22 protein-coding genes, 3 tRNA genes and 2 pseudogenes are annotated in these 24,062 nt (G+C 50.4%); 16 read left to right on the forward strand and 11 right to left on the reverse strand.

What is annotated here, in order from left to right:
• Positions 1-39 precede the first annotated feature (39 nt).
• From BM191_RS01355 to BM191_RS01385, 8 genes and pseudogenes are all read left to right on the forward strand, one after another.
• Positions 40-115 (forward strand) — tRNA-Gly (locus tag BM191_RS01355).
• A 34-nt stretch (positions 116-149) separates the two neighbouring features.
• Positions 150-223 (forward strand) — tRNA-Cys (locus BM191_RS01360).
• A gap of 12 nt (positions 224-235) precedes the next feature.
• A tRNA-Leu gene (locus BM191_RS01365) sits at positions 236-322 on the forward strand.
• Between the two features lie 882 nt (positions 323-1,204).
• The gene (locus tag BM191_RS17350; RefSeq protein ID WP_269017611.1) at positions 1,205-1,330 is read left to right on the forward strand and encodes a hypothetical protein; all 126 of its coding nucleotides are present in this window, start codon (positions 1,205-1,207) and stop codon (positions 1,328-1,330) included.
• A gap of 100 nt (positions 1,331-1,430) precedes the next feature.
• Positions 1,431-1,541 (forward strand): annotated as a pseudogene (locus BM191_RS17480) (IS3 family transposase); the annotation flags it as partial.
• 493 nt (positions 1,542-2,034) lie between these two features.
• Positions 2,035-2,175, forward strand: coding sequence for a hypothetical protein (locus BM191_RS16685; RefSeq protein ID WP_177203271.1), 141 nt, complete (start codon positions 2,035-2,037; stop codon positions 2,173-2,175).
• A gap of 38 nt (positions 2,176-2,213) precedes the next feature.
• A complete protein-coding gene (locus BM191_RS01380; protein ID WP_092874114.1) occupies positions 2,214-2,402 on the forward strand; it encodes a hypothetical protein in 189 nt (62 codons plus the stop codon).
• 379 nt (positions 2,403-2,781) lie between these two features.
• Positions 2,782-4,248 (forward strand): phospholipase D family protein, encoded by a 1,467-nt coding sequence (locus tag BM191_RS01385; protein WP_092874117.1) that lies wholly within the window; start codon positions 2,782-2,784, stop codon positions 4,246-4,248.
• Between the two features lie 11 nt (positions 4,249-4,259).
• On the opposite strand, the gene mdoC is transcribed toward BM191_RS01385, so the two are convergent.
• Entirely contained in the window at positions 4,260-5,402 is a 1,143-nt protein-coding gene (gene mdoC, locus BM191_RS01390) for a glucans biosynthesis protein MdoC (protein WP_092874120.1), read from the reverse strand.
• 263 nt (positions 5,403-5,665) lie between these two features.
• Here mdoC and BM191_RS01395 point away from each other — a divergent pair, with 263 nt between their 5' ends.
• The 3 genes from BM191_RS01395 (at position 5,666) to BM191_RS01405 (ending at position 10,128) form a co-directional block, all read left to right on the forward strand.
• Entirely contained in the window at positions 5,666-7,201 is a 1,536-nt protein-coding gene (locus tag BM191_RS01395) for a glucan biosynthesis protein G (RefSeq protein ID WP_177203282.1), read from the forward strand.
• The gene (mdoH, locus tag BM191_RS01400) at positions 7,194-9,752 is read left to right on the forward strand and encodes a glucans biosynthesis glucosyltransferase MdoH (RefSeq protein WP_092874122.1); all 2,559 of its coding nucleotides are present in this window, start codon (positions 7,194-7,196) and stop codon (positions 9,750-9,752) included. The genes BM191_RS01395 and mdoH overlap by 8 nt, the downstream gene beginning before the upstream one ends.
• Positions 9,753-9,906: 154 nt before the next feature.
• Positions 9,907-10,128 carry a YceK/YidQ family lipoprotein gene (locus BM191_RS01405; RefSeq protein WP_092875167.1) on the forward strand — a complete coding sequence of 74 codons (222 nt, stop codon included), beginning with the start codon at positions 9,907-9,909 and terminating at the stop codon, positions 10,126-10,128.
• A gap of 9 nt (positions 10,129-10,137) precedes the next feature.
• On the opposite strand, the gene BM191_RS01410 is transcribed toward BM191_RS01405, so the two are convergent.
• On the reverse strand, positions 10,138-10,536 hold the full coding sequence (locus BM191_RS01410; protein WP_092874125.1) for a MysB family protein: 399 nt from the start codon (positions 10,534-10,536) through the stop codon (positions 10,138-10,140).
• A gap of 396 nt (positions 10,537-10,932) precedes the next feature.
• Positions 10,933-11,853, reverse strand: a complete 921-nt coding sequence (locus BM191_RS01415; protein ID WP_092874128.1) for a Kdo(2)-lipid IV(A) acyltransferase — start codon at positions 11,851-11,853, stop codon at positions 10,933-10,935.
• 201 nt (positions 11,854-12,054) lie between these two features.
• Here BM191_RS01415 and trhO point away from each other — a divergent pair, with 201 nt between their 5' ends.
• A complete protein-coding gene (gene trhO / locus BM191_RS01420; RefSeq protein WP_092874131.1) occupies positions 12,055-13,110 on the forward strand; it encodes an oxygen-dependent tRNA uridine(34) hydroxylase TrhO in 1,056 nt (351 codons plus the stop codon).
• Between the two features lie 409 nt (positions 13,111-13,519).
• A complete protein-coding gene (gene proP / locus BM191_RS01425) occupies positions 13,520-14,983 on the forward strand; it encodes a glycine betaine/L-proline transporter ProP (protein WP_092875169.1) in 1,464 nt (487 codons plus the stop codon).
• Positions 14,984-15,235: 252 nt separating this feature from the next.
• On the opposite strand, the gene solA is transcribed toward proP, so the two are convergent.
• The 6 genes and pseudogenes from solA to BM191_RS01455 form a co-directional block, all read right to left on the reverse strand.
• Positions 15,236-16,363, reverse strand: a complete 1,128-nt coding sequence (gene solA, locus BM191_RS01430; RefSeq protein WP_092875171.1) for an N-methyl-L-tryptophan oxidase — start codon at positions 16,361-16,363, stop codon at positions 15,236-15,238.
• A 108-nt stretch (positions 16,364-16,471) separates the two neighbouring features.
• A complete protein-coding gene (gene bssS, locus BM191_RS01435; RefSeq protein WP_092874134.1) occupies positions 16,472-16,726 on the reverse strand; it encodes a biofilm formation regulator BssS in 255 nt (84 codons plus the stop codon).
• 191 nt (positions 16,727-16,917) lie between these two features.
• Positions 16,918-17,207: pseudogene (locus tag BM191_RS01440) on the reverse strand (hypothetical protein).
• A gap of 133 nt (positions 17,208-17,340) precedes the next feature.
• Positions 17,341-17,586, reverse strand: coding sequence for a DNA damage-inducible protein I (dinI, locus tag BM191_RS01445; RefSeq protein ID WP_092874137.1), 246 nt, complete (start codon positions 17,584-17,586; stop codon positions 17,341-17,343).
• Between the two features lie 72 nt (positions 17,587-17,658).
• Positions 17,659-18,705, reverse strand: coding sequence for a dihydroorotase (gene pyrC, locus BM191_RS01450; protein WP_092874142.1), 1,047 nt, complete (start codon positions 18,703-18,705; stop codon positions 17,659-17,661).
• Between the two features lie 169 nt (positions 18,706-18,874).
• On the reverse strand, positions 18,875-19,438 hold the full coding sequence (locus BM191_RS01455; protein ID WP_092874145.1) for a lipoprotein: 564 nt from the start codon (positions 19,436-19,438) through the stop codon (positions 18,875-18,877).
• Positions 19,439-20,024: 586 nt separating this feature from the next.
• Here BM191_RS01455 and rimJ point away from each other — a divergent pair.
• From rimJ to murJ, 3 genes are all read left to right on the forward strand, one after another.
• Positions 20,025-20,609, forward strand: coding sequence for a ribosomal protein S5-alanine N-acetyltransferase (gene rimJ / locus BM191_RS01465; protein ID WP_092874151.1), 585 nt, complete (start codon positions 20,025-20,027; stop codon positions 20,607-20,609).
• A 29-nt stretch (positions 20,610-20,638) separates the two neighbouring features.
• A complete protein-coding gene (locus BM191_RS01470; protein WP_092874154.1) occupies positions 20,639-21,568 on the forward strand; it encodes a Gfo/Idh/MocA family protein in 930 nt (309 codons plus the stop codon).
• A gap of 126 nt (positions 21,569-21,694) precedes the next feature.
• Complete coding sequence (gene murJ / locus BM191_RS01475; protein WP_092874157.1) at positions 21,695-23,233, forward strand: murein biosynthesis integral membrane protein MurJ; 1,539 nt, start codon at positions 21,695-21,697, stop codon at positions 23,231-23,233.
• A gap of 63 nt (positions 23,234-23,296) precedes the next feature.
• Here the strand turns inward: murJ and flgN are convergent, their stop codons facing one another.
• Positions 23,297-23,728, reverse strand: a complete 432-nt coding sequence (flgN, locus tag BM191_RS01480; protein WP_092874160.1) for a flagellar export chaperone FlgN — start codon at positions 23,726-23,728, stop codon at positions 23,297-23,299.
• A gap of 5 nt (positions 23,729-23,733) precedes the next feature.
• A complete protein-coding gene (gene flgM / locus BM191_RS01485) occupies positions 23,734-24,030 on the reverse strand; it encodes a flagellar biosynthesis anti-sigma factor FlgM (protein ID WP_092874163.1) in 297 nt (98 codons plus the stop codon).
• Between the last annotated feature and the right edge of the window lie 32 nt (positions 24,031-24,062).

Genomic DNA, 24,062 nt, shown 5'->3' on the forward strand with positions numbered 1-24,062 from the left:
CCAACATAATCAGTAAGTTGTAAAACGTCTGATAAACATGCGGGAATAGCTCAGTTGGTAGAGCACGACCTTGCCAAGGTCGGGGTCGCGAGTTCGAATCTCGTTTCCCGCTCCAGATTCCTTCCTCGTATGAAGGAAGCAATATCAAAGGCGCGTTGGCAGAGTGGCCATGCAGCGGATTGCAAATCCGTCCACCTCGGTTCGACTCCGGGACGCGCCTCCACTTAACACCCATGCCCGGGTGGTGAAATCGGTAGACACAAGGGATTTAAAATCCCTCGGCCATTAGGCTGTGCGGGTTCAAGTCCCGCCCCGGGCACCACTGATTATAACGAATAAAAACAAACAGTTAGAAAGCAATGTCATTCCGCCGCAATGAAGTGAACCCCGAAAGTTGGACACCCAACGGTTAGGGGTTTTTTGTTTTATGGGCAGGGAAAAGCCCACACCAGAATTTAAGCAGCGGGTTATTGCTCGTTACCTCAACAGTGATAATGGTGAACAGCCCGGCGTTCCGACAGTAATGGATAAGCTCCGAGGGCGCCCTGGAGTGTCGGCCAGAAAATCCAGAATAGCCTCCATCCATGTTTGCTAGCGACCAGGTATACGGCCCCGGAAAAGGGGCCGGAGTACCTTCGCGTCGAGAGCGCTTAACGAAAAAAGCGGCATGCCTTAATCCAGGAAAAACAGTTGCAGGAACGAAAGACAAAACGCGGATAGTCTCTGTATTAAGGCCCGTATAAAAGCTTTCAGCGCTTCCGCACATCGCCGGTTTGGCACGTAGCACGTTCTGTTATCAGTTGAAAATCAGTTGCCGTGATGAGCGCCACTCTTTCTTCAGGCAAAGAAGTATGGCTCTGTTCCATTATCATAAAGGGCGTTATGGATATCGCCGTTTTACATTGGCTCTGCGCATTGAGAGGGATGTAATAAACCATAAAAGGTCCCTAAGCTCATGCGTGAACAGCAGCTATCGTCAAATCTGAGGGCTAAAAACTACGACGCCTACAAGGGCACAGATTGGAGCACTACAGCAAATTTGCTGCAACGCCACTTTACTGCCGATAAGCCGGGCCAGAAATGGGTGACGGACGGGACGGCATTCAGAGTAGGAAGCAAAAAGTGATACCTCTCTCCCATTAAGGATCCTTACAACAGCGAGATTATTGGCAGGAATAGGGGTGAGCATCCCGGCACAGACCTCGTGGCAAAAATGTTGAGTGAAGCTCTGGATGGGCTGAAATCTGGCGATGGTCTGGTGCTTCACTCAGACCTGGGCTGGCAATATCAGCTGGCTGTGTATCAGGAAAACGCTCATCAAAAGGTCTGACGCAGAGTATGTCACGTACAGGAAACTGCCTTGATAATGCGGTGATGGAGAATTTTTTGGAATACGGAAATCAGAATGTTGACACTGTGAAGAGTATCATGATGTGTTTCAGTTAAGAGAAGAAGTGGATGAGTACATCCGTTACTGCAACCAGGAGCGGATCAAAGTTAAATTAAATGGCCTGAGACCGGTACAATACCGGACTCAGTGAATTTCAACTAACACATAATAAAGTGTCCGACAAATGCAGTTTATTTATAAGGCCTGATTTTGGTTGATAACTGTATATGGCGCTAGGGATACGAGATAAATTTTATTCTGTGGCTGGTTCAGCCATCGTCAGTTCAATATCAACGCACCGCTTAAATTGATACGATATCCTGCTTGTTCATCGCTGACTTTACTCCGCTATATGGCGTGATTTATCGCCGGATGTTATTTTCGTGAGACGCCAGCTTTATTAGAGCTATATGAGTTCTACCCTTATTAATAATATAAGGCGTAGTGCGTTGTAATTTCTGACCTAAGGTTGCCAGAATAGTGACTGTAATATGACGGATTTAATATTGGCGGTTTTGCCTAACTAATAATGAGATAATGTGCTATCGTAACCGACTCAACCAGCAGAATAAATTACCGCCGGGATAGTTAACTTTTCCTGATGCTGTCGCCGACGTAAGATTCGGAAGTGAAGTGATTATCTGATGAAAAAGCCACACGAGTTACCGCCTGAGAATGATAGCCGCGTTACGTTGGATGACGCGCAATTTGCTGTAGTGGTGCTTGCAGTCGCTTCTTTTATTCTTATAATTTTTGTGCTGACCATTACATGGTGGATGACCTGACTAATTTGTCAGCGTGATTGGCCTCATTGGAGGAGAAGATGGACTGCTATGAAAGAGAAGACAAGCTGCTTGCCGTGATTGGTCTGCTGAGCGCAGCACTGGTCGCGGTCATTGTGGTGTTTCTCGCCACCTGGCTTTCTGTTTCCCACTCCACGCCATTGAATGTCGCGGATACCGGACAGTGCCGGCAGACTAAACCTTTTCCGCAAGCAACTCTGGAGCCCTGAAAACACTGGCTGTTTTGTTCGCAGGTTGCGAAAAAGACGCCCCGTTGAGGCAAGAAAAACGGGGCGTCTTTATTTGTCGTCACAGTGGATTCCTTATCGACTAACCCGCTTATGCTGCCAGCATAACGATCAGCAGCGGACTCAACGGCAGGTCGACCACGAAAATCTCCGTGCGCGGTCGACGATAACGCTGTGATTCAGGGCATCGTTTTATTTGTCGCTCCCCGCTCATCATCGTTATTTCTTCCGACGGCCTCATGCACATAAGTAAACCAACACTGAGCATAATTTTCTGAACACGTTATGATGAATAGATCAGAACACGTGATAAGTTTTGCCGTTGTATGCGGCGGCCTTTTCCTGACAGGGAACGGAACACATGGTTGAAGCCTTACCGTTTTCCATAGCGAACGACAACAATGCAACTCGCCTTGAACGCGCGGTTAGATCGCGCGTTAAGTCTCACCCAGGCTTTAGCGGCGTACATCCACTGGCAGACAGCCTGGACGCCTTTGCTGCCCGCTACCTGCTGATTGAGATGGCGGAGATCCGACTGGATATACAATACTATATCTGGCAAAACGATTTGTCAGGCAGGTTACTGTTCAGCGCGCTACTTGATGCGGCCGATCGCGGTGTTGCGATACGCTTACTGCTTGATGATAACAATACCATCGGCATGGACGACGTACTGTGTGAGCTGAATTCACATCCACTCATTGAAGTGCGATTATTTAACGCCTTTTCTTTTCGTACGCTGCGCGCACTAGGCTATTTGACGGACTTTGCTCGTCTTAACCGGCGTATGCACAATAAAAGCTTTACCGTTGATGGTATGGCAACCATTATCGGTGGTCGTAACGTCGGTGATGCCTATTTCGGAGCCGGAAAAGATCCGGTATTTTCCGACCTGGATGTATTGGCCATTGGCCCTGTCGTCACGGAAGTCGGGAAGGATTTTTTACGCTACTGGAACAGCCGGGCGGTTACACCCTTGCGGCAGGTTGTTGGCGGTAAAAAGGCGCAGGATCGTCGTCAGGTCAAACTTCCACGCGCCTGGCGTGACAGCACTAAAGCGCGGCGTTATTTATACCGTTTGCAGCACAGCAGCTTTCGAAGGCTGTTGGAAAGCGGTGAGTTAAATTTTATCTGGGCAAAAACGCGCTTACTAAGTGATGATCCGCGTAAAGGATTGGGGCGAGCAAAATCTGCCACGCTGCTGCCGCAGCGATTACTGGAGGTAATTGGTAAGCCGCAGCAGCAGTTCGATATTATCTCAGCCTATTTTGTGCCAACCCGGTACGGCGTTGCTCAACTGCTTTCGCTGGTGCGGCGCGGGGTAAAAATTGCCATTCTGACTAACTCGTTAGCCGCGAATGATGTGTCGGTTGTGCATGCCGGCTACGCCCGCTGGCGCAAAAAGCTGCTGCGCCACGGCGTGGCGCTATATGAACTAAAACCTGATAGCGAAAGGGGTACTGCGCACGATCGCGGTATTACCGGTAATTCAGGATCCAGTCTGCACGCGAAAACTTTCAGTGTGGATATGCGCAAAGTTTTTATTGGCTCATTCAACTTTGACCCGCGTTCAGCAATGCTTAACACCGAAATGGGTTTGCTGATTGAAAGTGAGAGTTTGGCAGGCGATATCCATCGCCGTTTCCATGACAGTATGGGAGACAAAACCTGGATGCTGAGGCTGGATAGGTGGGGGAGGGTTAACTGGGTTGAACACCCTGGCGAAGGAGAGAAAGAACGGGTTCACAAGCATGAGCCGCAAACCCGCTTTATTCAGCGTCTGTTAGTCAGGCTGGTGTGGCATTTACCGATTGAATGGCTACTTTGATGCTGTTTAATCTATGTACCTGTACTGCGCATTTTCTGCGGTTTGCCGGAGAATAAGAATCGCAGTAGCGCTACGCGCAGGTGCAACTCATAAAGTAAAAAGGCTGCGCCAAATACCATCAGCAGACCGACAAAAAAGCCCAGCGTGTCACTGGCGATAAGCGGCGTAATAAAAATGCCATACAGCAGGGTTAGCGGATGATGCACCAGATAAATAAATAGCGAAGCATTGACCAGATAGACAATGCGTGGTGAATGCGAATTCAGAAAACGGTGTCCGGCAGAAAAGGTCACGTTTACCATCCACAATCCCATTTGCATAGCGATCACCGCATCCAGCTCGTACAACCAGCCAGCGCCGATGCTCCAGGTTTGATTCGCCACATAGGCGACAAAAGCAAGTGCGGCGCAAGCAAAGACCCGGTAATCAGGGCGAACAAACAGCGCTTTAATTGCCGGATATTTCCATGCCATCGCACCGAGAATAAAAAACGGCAGAAAATAGAGTGATTGCATGACGATATTGCTGAACAATCCATTCGAGAGCAACTGCGGCTGCAAAAGAAGTATGGTGCGGCGAAAGGTACCCCACAACAAGCTATAAGCCAGAATTGCTAGCGAAAGCTGACGCCAGCTGAGACCGGAATAATCTGTTTTCGCCCGACGTGCTTTGTTCAGAAGGCGGAACACAATCAGGCCCAGAATAGTCAGAATGCAGAGCACCAATAAAAACCATAGATGAGAAATCAGATCCCAGCTTACCGCGTTAAATTTTTTGTAAGGGGTCATCGCTGCCCAGCCATCAAGGCGCGGCGTCCACTCTTTGAGAATGAATAGCTGCGGAAGCGTCAGCAGCGGCACCGCAGCCAGCATCGGTATGCCTACACGCTCCAGCCGCATTTTGATCCAACGGCGCGCTGTGTATCGCAGATAGAGCATGTAGGAGAAATAGCCGGAAATAACAAAGAACACTTGCATACGAAAAGCGTGAATAAAATCGTTTAGCAGCGTTAGCCACTCAGAAGGATGGGGGCTGTTAACCGACCAGCTTTGCGTGGAGTAAATCAATGAAAGATGAAAGGGTACGCCCAGAAGCATTAACCATGCGCGTACCGAGTCAAGATAATGTTCGCGTTGTTGTAGTTTATTCGTCATATCACATCTGTTTTCAATACGTTAACTTAAGCTCACCCTGAGCTCGTTTGGTGATAACTCTAGCCCGCTTTCAGTTCAGGCGCTATCAGGCAAATCTGTTTCCCGGAAATGCTTGAGAATCTGATGGTTAACGATTCTTTAATGCGGAACAAAATTGCGGTCATACTGTCTGAAAGCAGAATTATCCATTAATATGGATGAGATCGATTTAAGCACAACTAAAGGGGGGGGGTGTGCTAATTAAAATGAAAAAAAAACCAGAACTGATAAAACTGCGTTGGCTTAGCGCGGCAGTTTTGCTTTCAATGTATGCCAGCAATTGCTGGGCTTTTGGCATTGATGATGTGGCAAAAGAGGCGAAGGAGATGGCGGGTAAGAGCTATGAGGCGCCTAAGAGCAATCTACCTTCCCAGTTTCGCGATATGAAATACGCTGATTATCAGCAAATTCAGTTCAACCACGATAAAGCATACTGGGGCAAGCTAAAAACCCCTTTTAAGCTTGAGTTTTACCACCAGGGCATGTATTTCGATACCCCGGTAAAAATCAATGAAGTCGTTGCCTCCACCGTACGTGAGATTAAATATTCGCCTGATTATTTTAATTTTGGCAATGTGAAGCACGATGCCGATACAGTTAAGAATCTTGGATTTGCCGGATTTAAAGTACTCTATCCTATCAACAGCAAAAAGAAAGAGGATGAAATTGCCAGCTTTCTCGGCGCCAGCTATTTTCGCGTTATTGGTGCCGGACAGGTTTATGGGATTTCTGCCCGTGGTCTGGCTATCGATACCGCGCTGCCCTCCGGCGAAGAGTTTCCGCGCTTTAAAGAGTTCTGGATTCGACGTCCAAAACCGCAAGATAAACATTTAATTATCTATGCGCTGCTGGATTCGCCACGCGCCACGGGCGCCTATCGTTTTGATCTTACGCCAGGAAAAGACACCACGGTTGATGTGCAGTCCAAAATTTATCTGCGCGCTCGCGTCGGCAAACTCGGTATCGCACCGCTGACCAGCATGTTCCTGTTTGGCCCTAATCAGCCGTCCCCGGTGCCAAATTACCGCCCTGCTATCCATGACTCAGATGGGCTGTCTATCCATGCTGGCAACGGAGAGTGGATCTGGCGGCCATTAAATAATCCTAAACACTTAGCCATCAGTGATTTCAGTGTGGAAAATCCAAAAGGATTCGGCCTGCTGCAACGCGCTCGTAATTTCGATCAGTATCAGGATCTCGACGATCGTTATGATTTACGCCCAAGCGCCTGGATCGAACCCAAAGGCGACTGGGGTAAAGGTCACATTGAGCTGGTTGAGATTCCGACATCTGACGAAACCAATGATAATATTGTTGCGTTCTGGACGCCGGATAATCAACCAGCTCCCGGTAAGGAGATGGATTTCAACTATCTTCTGCGCTTTACCCGTAATGAAGAGCAATTGCATCCCGGCAAGCTTGCCTGGGTTAAAGATACCTTGCGCTCAACGGGTGATGTGAAGCAGTCTAATCTTGTGCGTCAGCCCGATGGTTCGATAGCCTTCGTTATCGATTTTGTTGGCGGAGCTATGAGTAAACTGCCGGATGAAACCGCAGTGACGCCACAGGTCAGCATCGGCCAAAATGGAGAGCTGGTTGAGAACCGAGTGCGTTACAATCCGGTCACTAAAGGTTGGCGTTTAATCCTGCGCGTTCGTGTCAAGGACAACACACAGCCTACTGAAATGCGTGCGATATTGATGAATGGCGATAAGCCGTTGACCGAAACCTGGAGCTATCAGTTACCTGCCAATGAATAAAACAACAGTAACTCCTGCTGACTACATAGCGGCATTACCGGCCACTGCGCGAAGCGCAGTGGTGTCGGTCGACATCGATCGGCCTGCCCCTGAAGCCTTTTCGGCTATTCATACTGCGCTTGCGCATGATGCCGCCAGTACCCCAGGCGGCGATGACATAGCGTTGTGGTCGGTAAAAAAACGCATTGAAAGCAGCTGGCCAGGCTCCACAGGCCAGGAGGGAAGCCAGTTTGATTGCGACGAACTGGGGCGAACAACCCTCAAAGCGATGCCGCGGCATCATCGCTCCTCAATGTATCCTGAAGCCTGGCGCACGAATCCGGTCAGCCGCTTCTGGGATAGTTTGCGTGGTGAGAAGATCACCCATCGCTATGCCAGCGAGGAGCAGCAGAAACATGAAGATAAGTGGCGCTACGTCGGCACTATCCGCCGCTACATTCTGCTGATCCTGACAGTAATGCAAACGGTGGTAGCAACCTGGTATATGAAAACGATTTTGCCTTACCAGGGTTGGGCGCTGATCGATCCAATGGATATGCTGCATCAAAACTGGCAGCAGAGTTTTGTCCAGCTGCTGCCCTATATTTTGCAAACGGGCATTCTGTTTTTATTTGCCATCCTTTTTTGCTGGGTTTCTGCAGGTTTCTGGACCGCCCTGATGGGCTTTTTGCAGCTGCTAATCGGTAAAGATAAGTACAGTATTTCCTACAATACTGTGGGCGATGAGCCGATAAACCCGGCACACCGTACCGCACTGATTATGCCTATCTGTAATGAAGATGTAGAGCGTGTTTTCGCCGGATTGCGCGCAACCTGGGAATCGGTAGTCAGTACTGGTGAAGCCAGGAATTTCGACGTTTTTATTCTCAGCGACAGCTATAATCCGGATATCGCCATTGCCGAACAGAAAGCCTGGATGGAGCTGATTGACGACGTGGACGGAGAGGGCAAAATTTTCTATCGCCGCCGCCGTCGGCGTGTGAAGCGTAAAAGCGGTAATATAGATGACTTTTGCCGCCGCTGGGGGAGTCAGTACAGCTACATGGTGGTTCTTGATGCCGATAGCGTCATGAGCGGTGACTGTCTGACCGGGCTGGTGCGCATGATGGAAGCTAATCCAACTGCGGGTATTATTCAGTCCTCACCAAAAGCCTCCGGCATGGATACCCTTTATGCTCGCTGTCAGCAATTTGCCACTCGTGTATATGGTCCGCTGTTTACTGCCGGGCTGCACTTCTGGCAGCTGGGTGAATCCCATTACTGGGGGCACAATGCGATAATCAGGGTAAAACCTTTTATCGAACATTGCGCGCTGGCTCCGTTGCCGGGAGAAGGGTCGTTTGCCGGTTCCATTCTTTCGCATGACTTCGTTGAAGCCGCACTAATGCGTCGTGCTGGCTGGGGCGTGTGGATTGCCTACGATCTACCTGGCTCCTATGAAGAACTGCCGCCTAACCTGCTCGACGAGCTGAAACGCGATCGCCGCTGGTGTCATGGCAACCTGATGAACTTCAGGCTTTTTCTGGTTAAGGGTATGCATCCCGTTCATCGTGCCGTGTTTCTTACTGGTGTCATGTCATACCTTTCGGCACCGCTGTGGTTCATGTTCCTTGCGCTGTCCACTGCATTACAGGTGGTGCATACATTAATGGAACCTCAGTACTTCTTGCAGCCGCGCCAGCTATTCCCTGTGTGGCCGCAATGGCGTCCTGAACTGGCTATCGCGCTGTTCTCGACAACGTTAGTGCTGCTATTTTTGCCCAAGCTGCTTAGCGTGGTTCTTATCTGGTGTAAGGGATCGAAGCCGTATGGCGGAGCGATACGCCTGTTGATCTCTCTGATACTGGAAATGCTGTTTTCCGTGCTGCTTGCGCCGGTACGTATGCTATTTCATACGGTATTCGTCGTCAGCGCATTTCTCGGTTGGAAAGTGGTATGGAATTCTCCACAGCGTGATGATGATGCGACGCCCTGGGGGGAGGCTTTTCGACGACATGGCTCTCAGCTGTTGCTCGGTGCAGTCTGGGCTATCGGTATGGGCTGGCTGGATCTTAATTTCCTGTGGTGGTTGGCACCTATCGTCTTTTCGCTGATCCTTTCGCCGTTCGTTTCGGTCATTTCAAGCCGTTCAACTATCGGCCTGGCGACCCAGCGTGCCAAACTGTTTCTGATCCCGGAGGAGTATGCGCCGCCTAAAGTGCTGGTGGACACCGATCGCTATTTACAGCTAAATCATGTACGAAGGCTGGAACAGGGCTTTATGCATGCGCTGCTACACCCCTCTTTTAATGCGCTTGCCGCCGCCATGGCAACGGCAAGGCACCTTAAAAGTGATATTGTGGATTTTGCCCGCGACAGAGTAGTGGATCAGGCACTTGGTGAGCATCCGCAGAGGCTGGGACGCGATCAGCGCCTGACACTGATTAGCGATCCGATCTTGCTGACGCGCATGCATACTCGCCTGTGGAAGCAGGCCGATAAATACCGCGATTGGTTCGATTATTACCGACAGTTCTCGTTGCATCCTGAGGTACTGAAGGCCGCAAAATAAGCGAGATACTCCTGGTAAAAAGGCAGTACCGATGCTGCCTTTTTTATTTTCTGGCTTTGCTCTCACTTAAATATACAGCATGCCGGGTCCCTATCCGGCGGAGCAGTGACCTGGTTCTGGAGATTAATTGATGAAGCGTTATTATGCAGGGCGTATGATCTGCGTAGGGCTGTGTACGCTGCTGCTTAGCGGCTGCGGCAGCATTATCAGCCGCATCGTTCCGGGGCAAGGGCACAGCCATCAATATTATCCTGGCGTTCGCTGGGACCTGCGTGACAAGCCATGGCGGGTGCTGACAATCATCGATTTACCACTGTCAGCTGTGTTTGATACTTTGCTGCTGCCAATTGACCTCCATCACGGACCTTACGACTAATTCAGCGACTTATGCCCAGCGGTCTGAATCGCTGTTATCATCATCCCACTCCTCAGCTGCTGCTGCGCCTTCTTCGGTGTCCGTTGGCGGCGAGAGCTGAAACTCACCTTCATCCCATTCATGCAGGGTATTTTCCGCTAGCCACTCCTCACGTAGTTCAATTTCATCATAATCGTCGTCAAAAATCGCCTGGGCGGCTTCACCGCTACGCAGCGGAAGACATTCCCCCTGATCCCCCTCTTCGCTGAGGAATTCAGCCTGCCACGTGATATCACCGTCCTGCATGATATATTTTTGCAAATTGAACTGGGAAACGCTGACATCTTCTTCATCGATATCCGGGTTGGCCGCCAGATACTCTTCACGCGCGGCGTCGATGGCTTCTTCAAGGGTTGCATACAGATCCATGATATTTCTCCTTCACTCTAATTATTTGGCTTTCGGAAAGGATAGACGATGTTGTCCTGAGCGAGAAAGAGAGGGATAAAAATTTATTAAAAATAGATAAACTGAGTGTTTTAAAACTGACGGGCTGAATCATCTTGTGTTAGTGGCAGGTGGCAGGTGGCAGGTGGCAGGTGGCAGGTTTTGCACGTCGTTTCGCAAAGAGAGTAAGCAGTCTGAAGGCTAGCTGATGACAGATTGATTCACAGAAATACATAATAATAAGCGGATGGGTAAAAAAGCACATTTCATCCTGCATCAGAGAACGTAATTAACTTTGGAGCGCAGATATTTTTCTGTCTGATAACAATATGATTTTGCGAGGGGATAATAAACGGCTGCCGCAACAGCCGTTTATCGCTAATAAAGTGATGGTGCGTCCGGCGGGCGGGTTTTAAAACGTCGGTGCAGCCACATATATTGCTCGGGTGCCAGCAGTATCGCGTGCTCAATCAGCTGGTTCATGCGCTTTGCGGTCATCAGCTCGTCGTCAATCGGGATATCCTGCGCATCCGGCATGATTATCAGCTCATAGCCTTTAGCGTGAGGCAGTCGGCGTGGAACGAAAGGCAAAATTGCCGGATTGGCCATGCGGATCAGCATATAGCTGCCTTTAGTAGTGGCGGCATCCGTCACCGCGAAAAAGGGCGCAAACACGCTGGCTTTTGGGCCATAATCATGGTCTGGTGCGTACCAGATGGTTTCATCTTGCTTCAGCGCGCGGATCATTCCCTTCAGATCGTTGCGATCAAGCATGGCTTTGTTAGAGCGCAGTCGGCCCCATGTTTGCAGCCAGTCAAGCAGTGCATTATCGTTTGGACGGTAAACCCCTATGCCTGGATCTTGCATACCATAGATGCGGGCGCCCAATTCAAGCGTAAGAAAATGCATACCTATCAGTAAGATACCCTGCCGACGCGCTTTAGCTTTCTCCAGATGCTCAAGACCGGAGACGGTAAACCAACGGCGAATGCGCCAGTCAGGCCAGAACCACGCCATACCGGTTTCCAACAGGCCCATACCGACAGATTCAAAGTTTGCTTTTATCAGCGCTTCGCGCTCGGCAGCTGGCATAGTGGGAAAGCAGAGCTCCAGATTGCGTCTGGCGACCTTTACCCGGCGTTTCATGAAGTGTCTTGCCAGTCGGCCGAGATTACAGCCGAGGTGATAAATCACCGGGTAAGGCAATAGCACCAAAAGATAGAGAATGCCGATGCCAAACCAGGTCAGAAAATAGCGAGGATGAAGCAGCTTGCGCGAAAACGTAGGCAATTGTGTCATGAGATTCCAGTGAAGACGATGCACTGCGGCACCTGCTGTATTTGTTTGCCACATATTGTGCCATTTTTTTCTGCACTGAAAAACAGATCTTAACGCGCAGTGATGACGGCTATTTTACGCTCAGGCGGTTTATTGTACTGAGGTTTACGGTATTATACGCTCGCTAAAATTAACACTCATTACAATTAAGGAGCGTACACCATGCCAGTGTTACATAACCTTGTGAACAATAAAGAGCTGAAGGCGCGTATGCTGGCGGAAACTGAAGCGCGCACTACGGTCTCTTTTTACAAGTATTTTCTTATTGATGACGCGAAATCTTTTCGCGACGAGCTGTATAAAGCGCTGGTCGCGCTAAACGTTTTCGGGCGAGTTTATATCGCCAACGAAGGCATCAATGCCCAGATTAGCGTGCCGGCCAGTCAGTTTGAGGCGATGAAAGCAATGCTTTACGGCTTTCATCCGGCTCTTGATAAGCTGCGTTTGAACGTAGCGCTTGATGACGATGGAAAATCGTTCTGGGTGTTACGCATGAAGGTGCGAGAGCGCATTGTCGCGGACGGTATTGACGATAGTGATTTTGATGCCAGTAAAGTCGGAGCCTACCTGAAGGCGGCAGAGGTTAACGCTATGCTCGACGATCCCGATGCGGTTTTCGTTGATATGCGTAACCATTATGAATACGAAGTCGGCCACTTCGATAACGCGCTGGAGGTGCCTGCCGATACTTTTCGCGATCAGCTACCAATGGCGGTAGACATGCTGCAGCAGCAGAAAGACAAAAAAATAGTGATGTACTGCACCGGTGGTATTCGCTGTGAAAAAGCCAGTGCCTGGATGTTGCATAATGGCTTTGAAAATGTCTATCACGTTGAGGGTGGCATTATTGAGTATGCCCGCCGGGCGAAAGAGCAGGGGCTGCCAGTACGCTTCAAAGGCAAAAACTTCGTTTTTGATGAGCGTATGGGAGAGCGTATTTCCGAGGATGTTATCGCTCATTGCCACCAGTGCGGTGCAGTATGCGATACCCATGTGAATTGCCTGAACGATGGCTGTCATCTTTTATTTATTCAGTGTTCCGATTGCGCCACGCAATATCAAAACTGCTGCAGTCCGGTTTGTATGGAAGAGCTGGCGCTTCCGCCGGAAGAGCAGCGCGCACGCCGCGCGGGACGCGAGAACGGCAATAAAATATTCAATAAATCCCGCGATCTGCTTAATATGACGCTGGCTATTCCCGCTCCTGATAGAAAATAATCAGTCTGAGGACGATGCCTTCTGATAAGTAAAACGGCTGCTATGATCAATAGCAGCCGTTTTGTTTTATGACTGTGCGATGCTCATGCTGTTATTCAGAAGTAAAAGTCACAAACTTGAAAAACAGCGATGTTTTGTATAGATTGTCATCCTGCTAATTTTCACCAGGGTGATTTATCACCTGCATGCCGGCTGCTTTATAGCTTTCTTCGCCCTGCCAGTGTGGCGTAATGACGGAGAAAGCTATGGTGCTGCATATTATTGCCTTGCAGTATTCATTCGCGTTTCGCAATGCTGATTTGAATGGATCAGATCGGTAATTTGCGCATGGCTGAATAACGGTTTCGCCGCGAATAATGGCAAGGTACAGCCTGACACCAGAGGAGATTGAATGAATAGCACAGCGGAAATGGCCTCCCGACCAGGCAAGAAGCATTTCTGGAGTAAAAAACCAAGAAACGGTCTCACGGTAGAGGATATCACTATCGTCGATAAGGACCTGCTCAAGCGTGCCGTTGGCGCGGCCGCGCTGGGTAACGCTATGGAATGGTTCGATTTTGGCGTATACAGCTATCTGGCTGTCACTATCGGTAAGGTTTTCTTCCCCGGTAGTAATCCAGCTGCCCAGCTGATTGCCACCTTCGGTGCCTTTGCTGCCGCCTTTCTGGTGCGTCCAATCGGCGGGATGGTATTCGGCCCTCTCGGTGACCGTATTGGTCGGCAAAAGGTGCTGGCTATCACCATGATCATGATGTCGATTGGTACCTTTTGTATTGGATTGATACCCGGCTATGCGTCTATAGGCATTATGGCCCCCATTTTGTTGCTGGTCGCACGTCTGATACAGGGCTTTTCAACCGGTGGTGAATACGGCGGAGCAGCAACTTTTATCGCTGAATACTCAACTGATAATCGTCGCGGTTTTATGGGGAGCTGGCTGGAGTTCGGCACCCTGGGAGGCTATCTGCTTGGAGCAGGCCTGGTTACTGGCCTGACGGCCGCGATGCCAGCCGAGGATATGCTGAGCTGGGGCTGGCGTATTCCCTTTTTCGTTGCCGCACCGCTCGGCTTATTTGGGCTTTATATTCGCCTGAAGCTGGAAGAAACGCCTGCGTTTCAGAAACATATGGAAAAGCAGAATGAGCGGGAGTACATCAGGCCACGTCTTGGCCTGTTCCAGATGCTGTATAAATACCGTGCTCAGATGCTGAAATGTATTGGCCTGGTGCTGTTGTTTAACGTCTCAAACTATATGCTGACTTCATACATGCCGAGCTATCTGACCGGTATCCTCGGGTTGAGTGAGCTAAGCGGCCTGATGTTGGTGATGGTTGTCATGTTTGTCATGATGCCGCTGACGCTGTTTTGGGGGCACTGGAATGACCGGCTTGGCCGTCGTCCGGTTATCTGGTTTGGTGCGATTGGCCTGATCGTATTAGCGGTTCCTTGCCTGATGTTGATCGGCACCGGCAGTATGCTATGGGTTTTTGTAGGATTAATGATACTCGGTGTGCTTCATACCTGTTTCAGCGGTTCGATGCCAGCCACTCTGCCAGCTCTGTTTTCCACTGAAATTCGCTACAGCGCGCTGGCAATAGGTTTTAATATATCGGTATCGCTGTTTGGTGGAACTACGCCGTTACTCACCACCTGGCTGGTGGAAAAAACGCAGAATCTGATGATGCCAGCTTACTATCTGATGGCAGCAGGATTGATTGGGGTAATCACCGTGTTCACCACCCGTGAAACGGCCCGTAAGCCGCTTCACGGCTCGGCACCTGCGGTTGAGTCAGAAGCGGAGGCTCGTAATCTGGTTCAGAAATTGCGACTTCGTCGTCAACGTGAGCAGCGCCAGCAGGCCGACCAGCAATAGGCGAATAGTGGGCGTGCGCTGCCTTAACGTTTTTAGTACTCACTGACATGCTTTTGAGCCTTTCTCGCAGTAGGACAATCTGCCGTTCTGCGAGAGGGTGACATCGTTGACTGACCTGATTTCGCTAACCGATACATGACATTGAAGTGCGCCTCTCATAAACTGGTCATGATGGCGCGGAGAAATGCAGGGCAAAGGCGGTATCAGCCACAGGTAAAGTTTGCTACAAGCAACGCTGGCAGCAATCAGTCATCAGGCCAGGGAGGCAGCTTCAAAACGTGACAGTGAGAAAGGGGTCAGGTCCCCCGGGATTGTTTTGCCCTCAGCGAACTGCGCGGCGATTTCTCCCAACACGCTGGCAAATTTAAAACCGTGTCCGCTAAGGCCACTGATAACCAGACGACGTGGATTATCCGTCAGTGTATCGATAATAAAATTCTCATCGGGTGACAGATCATAGCTACATGTCTCGCCGAATAAACAGCCCCCGACGCCTGGCAGCATACGGCGCAGAAAAGTAAATGCTTCACTGCCGTCTTCGGCTCTGGAGCCAAATGTTCCGCGCTCTTCGGGGCGATCGATAAGCTGACCGCCATCGTGACGCCCGAGCTTGAGCGCGTTATTGTCGGCCGGAAAACCATAAAACTGTCCACTTGAGGTTTCAGCGGTAAAGGCCGGGAAACGGTTATTTTCGCTGTAGCGCCCATCGGCCTGATACCAGGCGAAAACTTTACGTAATGGGGTAATCGGCAGCTCCGGCAGTAGCCTCTTCACCCAGGTTCCCGCGCTAATCAGCAACTTGCGCGCGCGAAAAGTTCCTTCAGGAGTTTCCACAATTTCCAGGTCGTCGGTGCGACGGATGGCGGTTACCGGACAGTTAAACAGCTGCGCACAGCCGGCGTTCTCCGACAGGCGGATGTAGTGACGGATAGCCAGATTGCATTTCAGATAGCCAGACTGAGGTTCAAAAACGGCGCTGTAATCTTCCGGGAGTTGCCACTGCGGCCAGCGGGTCATCACTTCGCTGCTGTTGAGTTTTTCAACGTTCAATCCGTATTCCGTTGCGCTTTGTAGCACGTTAGCGATAAACGCGGAGGAGGTCGGGCCAAGGTTCAGTACGCCGCAGCGATGCATCAGGCGCTCACCGGCTTGCTGCTCAAGGCAATCCCACAGTTGCTGAGCACGCAGCACCAAGGGAACGTAACGCGCACCTTCGCCATAAGCATGGCGAATAAGCCGTGTTTCTCCGTGATGGCTACCTTCTGAATGGGGAGGATGTGCGGCATCAATCATAAGGACGTTTAGCCCGGCTTTGGTTGCGTACCAGCCAGTCGCTGCACCTACTGAACCGCTACCCACCACAATTAAATCGTAAATCATCAGCCTGACAGCTCCTTTTTGCCTTTCACTGGTAATAGCGTCGAGGATAGCAAAAGCTGCAGATATGAAAAAGGCACCCATTGGGTGCCTCATAATACTGACAATTATTCAGTGCCTATAATAGTCGCGATCCTGGTAATCCTGAGATTCAATTTTGGCGATCCCCGCCTCAAGAATGGAAATAAACTGCTTTGCTACATCCGTTGTTAGCCAGTATGTCTGACCAACTTCCGTTTCATCGCTTTTGGGATCAGCAGATGAGGGAGAATGGAGGCGGATCATCATAGCATCATAACTGTCTACGGTGCTGATGTCCCAGCCAACCAGGGGATGTGTCTGAATGACGTCTTTATTGCTGTCCATTTGAAACCCCCATTAATGACTGATGAAAAACCTGATACGACGTGGTTTCTGAGTTTCAATGCGGCTTTTTTGCACAGAGCTTTTAAATTATAACACCGAAATAAGTGATGGCGATATGATTAAATAAGCCCGGATATGATTTGAGAATAATAAGTTCAATAAATAAACTTTAGTAAAACTTAGACGTTAATTTAATGAGACGTATTACAACCGCAAATATCACCTGCAGGGAAGCTGATGTCGCTGCGTTTTTCCAGTTGTTCTGCCTGGTGGGAGAAATGTTGTTGCTGCGCTTCATCGCGATTATGATTTGAGATTCAAGGCGCAGACTGTGGATCAGCAGCTGATTAGCTTTTTCATCGAGACAGAAAGAGAGGAAAGCAAACGCATTTTCCAGCACTGTTAGCCGCCGTTGCTGACTGCCGATCAGCGCCAGCAGTTCGCCGAAGGTCATATTTCCTTCCGGGTTGCCAGTCGTCATGTTGTTTATCTCCTGAAACAGCGGCTTGACGAGGCTTTTTGAGTGAATATTGTCACCGGATTAACGGCGAGTGGCCGTTGCAAAAAAGCCGGATGGCAAAATCCGGCAAATGCACAACATTAACGAGAGAAGGTTAATCAGCAAAAAACCAGTCGTCTGCACTTTCCCAGGTTTCTTGCAGAATTTCGTTGATTTTGTCGCGGGTTTGCTTATCGGCACCCATGACCGTCAGGTTGTTACTGCTCGCGTAGCGGAGCGAAATGCTGTTAGTGCTATCAGGAAAAGATGCCTTTATTCGGCGGGATAGCTCCGCTGAGAGGGCTTCCATTGCGCCAATGGGTAGCGGACTGATTTTTGCGACGGTAATTTCAATACGCATAAATATGCCTCCGAAAGATACTGTTATTATATACAGTATCTTTGCGGTCAACAATATCTATTTTAACTGTCGTCAGACTTTTACTTGCCAGTTGAGCGTCTCGCCAGCAAGGAAGGGGACGAGTTGGTCATTGCCAATATTGATTGTTTTTTCCACCGTCCAGGGCTGGCGTACCAGTGTTATTTGCTGCTGGTTAAGCGGTAACTGATAGAAGCGCGGACCGTTTTGGCTGCAAAAAGCGTCAAGATGCTGTAAAGCGCCAAGATCTTCAAATACCGTAGCGTAGGCCGCCAGTGATGTGGGGGCATTGAATACGCCTGCGCAGCCGCAACTGCCCTCTTTAAGGTGACGCATATGTGGTGCGGTATCAGTGCCAAGAAAGAAACGTGGATGACCGGCAGCCACCATCTCACGTAGCGCCTGCTGATGAATATTACGTTTCAGGATCGGCAGGCAATAAAGATGCGGGCGTATGCCGCCGAGCAGCATATGATTACGGTTAAACATGAGATGCTGCGGGGTAATGGTCGCACCAAGCAGCGCGTTAGCATCCCGCACGTAGTCGGCCGCATCTTTGGTGGTGATGTGTTCCAGTACAATTTTAAGCTGCGGATAACGCTGGCGTAGTGGATCGAGAACGCTGTCGATAAAGCGTGATTCCCGATCGAAAATATCAATATTCGCGTCGGTCACTTCACCGTGGATCAGCAGCGGCATGCCGATGCTTTCCATTCTTTCCAGCACGCTGCTAATCGCTGTTATGCTGGTAACACCGTGACTGGAGTTGGTTGTGGCATGAGCAGGGTAGAGCTTTGCAGCGTGAAACACGCCGCAGGAAAATCCCTGCTCAATTTCATCTGCACTCAGCGAGTCGGTTAAATAACAGGTCATCAGTGGAGTGAAATTGTGGCTGGTAGGTACGGCGGCCATGATACGTTCGCGATAGGCGATGGCCGCCTCAATGCTGGTTACGGGTGGCACCAGATTTGGCATGATGATCGCCCGACTGTTCACTGCACTGGTATAAGGCACAACAGTTTTTAACATTTCGCCATCGCGTAAATGTACGTGCCAGTCATCAGGACGGCGGATGGTCAGTTGCTGGGGGGTCGTGGTCATTGATGTGCTCCGGCAGTGAGTAAAATCAGTCAGAATGGCTGTTTTTGCGCCGGGGTATAAGCATAAGGTGAAACGGCGACGATTGCATCCGTTTTATAAAGTGTGGGTAATGGTTCAGCATGTCAGACTATAGGGCCAGTACGTCTGGCCCATTGGATAACGCTGAAGCTTAATTGGTAAAGGGAATGATTAGCTCACCGGGCTTAACTTCCAGTCCTTTAGCGAAGCGTTTCGCCAGCGACTCGGCTTCACTGCCGTCACTACTCAGTACGTAAGCTGGTTTTTGATTAAAATACTCTTTTAGTGATCGATTGAGGTAGGGGATCAGCGCTTTAAGTATTGAATCCATTTTTTCAGGTTGAACCTGAACGTCGACAATCTCAAGATCCCTAAGGTAAATCGCACCTTCCTGCTGATTATAAGCAGGTTGAGCTTTCATTTTCAGCGTCAGCTGCGCCTGCTGTGGGCCAAACAGTGAGCTGATATTAACGTCGGCTTGACCAGTCAGGGTTATTTTGTTCGGCTCTTCGCGTCCAATGGCGGCGTTAAGATCGCTTAGCGTAATGTGCGCATCAACCAATCCAGCGATGCCAAGTTGTTTTTCATAATGTTGCTGTTTTTGCAAAGCTTGGTTGATCTCCTGCTCGCTAATAGTGTACTGCGTGAGTTGATCACAGGCGCTCAGCAATATCGCACTTGTCAGTACTATCAAACTCAGAAATACCTTTTTCATGAAGCTCCTCTTGATTAATATGCGGGCGCGTGACGTCCGGATACCAGGATGCCTAAATCAGTCATCTCTGTCATTAGGATTCGACGTAAAGTCAGAGCTGACGACGGGATTAACGAAGCGGGAGGGAGAGCGCAAGATTATCCCCGCCGCAAACAAGCGTCAGAGCGTACAGCACCGGAAAATGGAAGGGAATAATCGATGGCAATTTCTTCGTTACCAATTCAAAAGGGTGAAAGAGATTGCATTAGAGGGTAAACCAGCGGAATTACCTCCATTCGCCTGCGCGTTATCCAGCATTATCACCAGCCCCTGCCGTCGGAGGGCAAAAAATGTCGAATGATCATTCTTAGCCATTTGCCTTTTCCCCGGCCAACATGAATTTATATTTTTCATCTACTCTGCGCCCTGTTGATTAAAAGAAAAGTCGGAGTTGTGCTATCCCCACGTTTTTAAGGCAACACTTCCCCCGTCATCGCGGGAGAAGATATAGTAAAATATGTAAACTGGCGGCGAAACGTGTCGCCTGCACCGTTTATCCCACATTTTGATGAACTTTCTTTACTGGTCCCGCCAGGCAGGAGAAATAATGTTTGGCTATCGCCTCGCCGCGCCGAAAGTGCGGCTGACTACCGATCGTCTGGTTGTCCGACTTGTCCATGAGTGCGATGCATGGCGTCTGGCTGATTACTATGCTACTAATCGCGATTTTCTCAAGCCGTGGGAGCCGGTGCGCGATGAGAGCCACTGTTATCCTTCTGGCTGGCAGGCACGCCTGGGGTTGATTACTGAAATGCATCGTCAGAGTTCGGCATTTTACTTCGCTTTGCTGGATGTCGAAGAGACGGAAATTTGCGGGGTAGCCAATTTCAGTAACGTGCTGCGAGGTTCGTTCCACGCCTGTTTTCTTGGTTATTCGCTTGGCGAAAAATGGCAGGGGCAGGGTTTAATGTATGAAGCATTGCAGTCGGCAATAGGCTATATACAGCGCCAGCAGCGTATTCATCGCATCATGGCCAACTATATGCCCCATAATCAGCGTAGTGGTAATCTGCTGGCCCGTCTCGGCTTTGAGAAAGAGGGCTATGCCAAAGATTATTTGTTAATCGACGGCCGCTGGCAGGATCACGTACTGACCGCACTGACGATGAAAACCTGGTCAGTGGGGCGGTGAGTTAATTAACCGTTAACGAAGGAGGACCTATGCGTCAGGTGCGTGTTGGCGTTGCAGGCCTCGGCAGCATCGCCCGTAAAGCCTGGTTACCGGTGCTTGGGCAGGCGACTGGGTGGCAGCTGGTGGGCGGTTTTTCCCCCAATCAGAGTAAAGCACAGCTGCTGTGTGATAGCTATCGCATGCCGCTTTACTCCTCGCTAGACCTGCTGGCGTCTGACTGCGACGCGGTGTTTGTCCACACCAGCACCGCAAGTCACGTCGAGGTAGTCGCGCAACTACTTAAAGCCGGCGTTGACGTGCTGGTTGATAAGCCCCTGGCTGCCAGACTCAGCGATGCTGAAAAACTGGTTGAGCTGGCGAGAAAAAACGGCCGCAAGTTGATGGTCGGCTTTAACCGTCGCTTTGCGCCGCGTTATCTGCAGTTAAAACAGCAAATGGGCATCAGCTTAGTATCATCGCTGCGTATGGAAAGGCATCGAAGTGATAGCGTAGGTCCCCATGATGCCTGGTTCACGCTGCTTGATGATTACCTGCATGTGGTGGATACCGCACTGTGGCTGGCCGCTGGCAAAGCAGATCGGCTGACCGGTACGTTACAAACCACCGACGGTGGCGAGATGCTTTATGCTGAGCACCACTTTAGCGTTAACGGTCTGCAGGTGGCGACTTACATGCATCGGCGTGCTGGCACCCAGCGTGAGCGTGTGGAGCTGATTACCGACGGCGCGATGTTTCAGGTGGACGATATGCGCGACTGGCGCTGCGAACGACAGGGGCAGCTGATTATTGCCCCCTCTCCGGGCTGGCAAACGCTGGAGTTATTGCGCGGTTTTGCCGGTGCCGCGCAGCATTTTATTCAGTGCGTGGAAAATCAGACAATGCCGCAATGTAGCGGTGAACAGGCCCTGCTGGCGCAGCGTGTGGTTGAGCGGATCTGGCGGGAGCTATCTCAGGAATAATTGCTGGTAACATTCGATCATGGTGATTTTATTTTTCCCCGGTAGACTATGCCCCCTGCGGCATCATGCCGACCTGATAGCCGCTACGGCGCGGCTTTTTTTTTCTAACGGACCTGCAGGAAACAAATGAATCTGTTGAGATCCCTCGCGGCAGTCAGTTCAATGACGCTGTTTTCGCGCGTGCTAGGCTTCGCCCGCGATGCGATAGTTGCGCGTGTATTCGGGGCGGGAGTGGCCACCGATGCCTTTTTTGTCGCCTTTAAACTGCCAAACCTGCTGCGGCGTATCTTTGCCGAGGGGGCCTTTTCGCAGGCATTTGTCCCTATCCTGGCAGAGTATAAAAATAAGCAGGGTGAAGAGGCGACGCGAATATTCGTCACCTACGTTTCCGGCTTGCTGACACTGGTACTGGCGCTGGTTACCGTTGCCGGTATGCTGGCTGCTCCATGGGTTATCTGGGTAACGGCCCCGGGTTTTGCCGATACGATAGATAAATTTTCGCTGACAACCTCGCTACTGCGGATCACCTTTCCCTACATTCTTTTGATATCGCTGGCTTCGTTGGTGGGGGCGATCCTCAATACCTGGAATCGGTTTTCGGTGCCAGCGTTCGCACCTACTTTGCTGAATATCAGCATGATTATTTTCGCCCTTTTTGTCGCGCCACACTTTCATCCTCCCATCCTGGCTCTGGCCTGGGCAGTCGTGGTTGGGGGGGTATTGCAGCTCTTTTATCAGCTGCCGCACCTGAAAAAGATAGGCATGCTGGTACTGCCGCGCGTTAACCTGAAAGACAGTGGTGTCTGGCGCGTACTGCGGCAAATGGGACCGGCAATACTTGGCGTTTCCGTTACGCAGATATCATTAATTATTAATACTATCTTTGCTTCCTTTTTAGTTTCTGGCTCGGTGTCATGGATGTACTATGCCGACCGCCTGATGGAGTTTCCTTCCGGCGTACTCGGCGTGGCGCTCGGCACCATTCTTTTACCCTCAATGGCGAAAAGCTTCGCCAGCGGCAATCATGACGAGTACTGCCGCCTGATGGACTGGGGATTGCGTTTGTGCTTCCTTTTGGCGCTGCCCAGCGCCGTTGGCATCGGCATTCTGGCTAAACCGCTGACGGTGGCCCTGTTCCAGTACGGTAAATTTACCGCCTTTGATGCATTGATGACTCAGCGGGCGCTGATAGCCTATTCGGTCGGATTAATGGGGATTATCATCGTGAAAGTGCTGGCTCCGGGTTTTTATTCCCGCCAGGACATCAAAACGCCGGTAAGGATCGCCATTTTTACCCTGGTGGTAACCCAGCTAATGAACCTGGCCTTTATTGGTCCGCTGAAGCACGCAGGCCTGGCGCTGTCCATTGGGCTGGCAGCCTGTCTGAATGCCTCTTTGCTGTACTGGCAGTTACGTAAAAGAAAAATATTCCATCCGCAGTCCGGTTGGCGCGGGTTTTTTTGGCGCGTGATGGTAGGCATTGTTGTGATGGTCGGGGTACTACTGACGGCGCTTCACTTCATGCCTGACTGGGCCAGTGGATCAATGCCCTGGCGCCTGCTGCGGCTTGCCGGTGTTTGCGTGGCTGGTGGCGGCGCTTATTTTGCAGTGCTGGCACTTCTTGGCTTTCGTCTGCACCATTTCGCCAGACGGATGAACATGTGATCTTACAGGTATAAACATCCGCTTAGCGATGCTGGCGGGTGTTTTGGCTGCCCGGAGGTCACATCAGACCTTACGGCTGATAAACGCCGAGCTGCTTGCCTGGCCGTTCGGTCCGTAAAAGTGTTGCGATTGCAACGGTCGCAATATGTCGAGCGCCTGCCCGGTGTGCGTCATCTGATAATTCAGCAGCAAGCCATTATGCTGGTTCTTGTCGCGCAGGTGGCGGGTGTGCTCCTGAATGACCGACCAGCGCTGTGCCAGCTGCGACTGTTCAGAATAGGGCGCATGTAACCCCAGACGCTCGCTGGCATCGCGGCGCATTTGCTCAATAAAATTCAGAGTATCCAGTAGGGCGCTTTTATCTTCAGTAATACGTTGCAACAGGCTGCTGTTTACCTGACCGGCAGAGAGCTGTTGTTGCTCTGCGTTAATGATATCGGTGAGGGAGGCGAGGACCTCCTGCATTTTATCCAGTGAAGATAGCAGCATGTTCATAGCGATCAATTATCCTGTAACGAAGATTTGGCCTCTTGAATCAGGGCGTCGGCAATTTTGCCGGCGTCCATTTTCAGTTCGCCATTGCGGATAGCGGTTTTCAATTGCTCGACGCGCGCCTCATTAATGTCTTGCGAGCTGGTTTTCGTCAGCTGCGACTGGGCACCACTAAGAACAACCTGAGTGCCTGAAGCCGAAGGTTTGTTCTCAACCGGACGTGCTTTGTTCACCGTAACATCATTGTTATCACGCGGTTGAACGGTTGCAGCGGGTTTTAACGGTTGAGTTCTCTCGATACTCATAATTTGGCTCCTGTTGATTCAGACCCCGTCCC

The sequence above is a fragment of the Izhakiella capsodis genome (assembly GCF_900115045.1).
Classification (GTDB): Bacteria; Pseudomonadota; Gammaproteobacteria; order Enterobacterales; family Enterobacteriaceae; genus Izhakiella; species Izhakiella capsodis.

Bases quoted from the DNA above. Each gene is read 5' to 3' on its own strand.
- BM191_RS16685 (WP_177203271.1), top strand. From the start codon at position 2,035: ATGAAAAAGCCACACGAGTTACCGCCTGAGAATGATAGCCGCGTTACG.
- BM191_RS01380 (WP_092874114.1), top strand. From the start codon at position 2,214: ATGGACTGCTATGAAAGAGAAGACAAGCTGCTTGCCGTGATTGGTCTG.
- BM191_RS01385 (WP_092874117.1), top strand. From the start codon at position 2,782: ATGGTTGAAGCCTTACCGTTTTCCATAGCGAACGACAACAATGCAACT.
- mdoC (WP_092874120.1), bottom strand. From the start codon at position 5,402: ATGACGAATAAACTACAACAACGCGAACATTATCTTGACTCGGTACGC.
- mdoH (WP_092874122.1), top strand. From the start codon at position 7,194: ATGAATAAAACAACAGTAACTCCTGCTGACTACATAGCGGCATTACCG.
- BM191_RS01405 (WP_092875167.1), top strand. From the start codon at position 9,907: ATGATCTGCGTAGGGCTGTGTACGCTGCTGCTTAGCGGCTGCGGCAGC.
- BM191_RS01410 (WP_092874125.1), bottom strand. From the start codon at position 10,536: ATGGATCTGTATGCAACCCTTGAAGAAGCCATCGACGCCGCGCGTGAA.
- BM191_RS01415 (WP_092874128.1), bottom strand. From the start codon at position 11,853: ATGACACAATTGCCTACGTTTTCGCGCAAGCTGCTTCATCCTCGCTAT.
- trhO (WP_092874131.1), top strand. From the start codon at position 12,055: ATGCCAGTGTTACATAACCTTGTGAACAATAAAGAGCTGAAGGCGCGT.
- proP (WP_092875169.1), top strand. From the start codon at position 13,520: ATGGCCTCCCGACCAGGCAAGAAGCATTTCTGGAGTAAAAAACCAAGA.
- solA (WP_092875171.1), bottom strand. From the start codon at position 16,363: ATGATTTACGATTTAATTGTGGTGGGTAGCGGTTCAGTAGGTGCAGCG.
- bssS (WP_092874134.1), bottom strand. From the start codon at position 16,726: ATGGACAGCAATAAAGACGTCATTCAGACACATCCCCTGGTTGGCTGG.
- dinI (WP_092874137.1), bottom strand. From the start codon at position 17,586: ATGCGTATTGAAATTACCGTCGCAAAAATCAGTCCGCTACCCATTGGC.
- pyrC (WP_092874142.1), bottom strand. From the start codon at position 18,705: ATGACCACGACCCCCCAGCAACTGACCATCCGCCGTCCTGATGACTGG.
- BM191_RS01455 (WP_092874145.1), bottom strand. From the start codon at position 19,438: ATGAAAAAGGTATTTCTGAGTTTGATAGTACTGACAAGTGCGATATTG.
- rimJ (WP_092874151.1), top strand. From the start codon at position 20,025: ATGTTTGGCTATCGCCTCGCCGCGCCGAAAGTGCGGCTGACTACCGAT.
- BM191_RS01470 (WP_092874154.1), top strand. From the start codon at position 20,639: ATGCGTCAGGTGCGTGTTGGCGTTGCAGGCCTCGGCAGCATCGCCCGT.
- murJ (WP_092874157.1), top strand. From the start codon at position 21,695: ATGAATCTGTTGAGATCCCTCGCGGCAGTCAGTTCAATGACGCTGTTT.
- flgN (WP_092874160.1), bottom strand. From the start codon at position 23,728: ATGAACATGCTGCTATCTTCACTGGATAAAATGCAGGAGGTCCTCGCC.
- flgM (WP_092874163.1), bottom strand. From the start codon at position 24,030: ATGAGTATCGAGAGAACTCAACCGTTAAAACCCGCTGCAACCGTTCAA.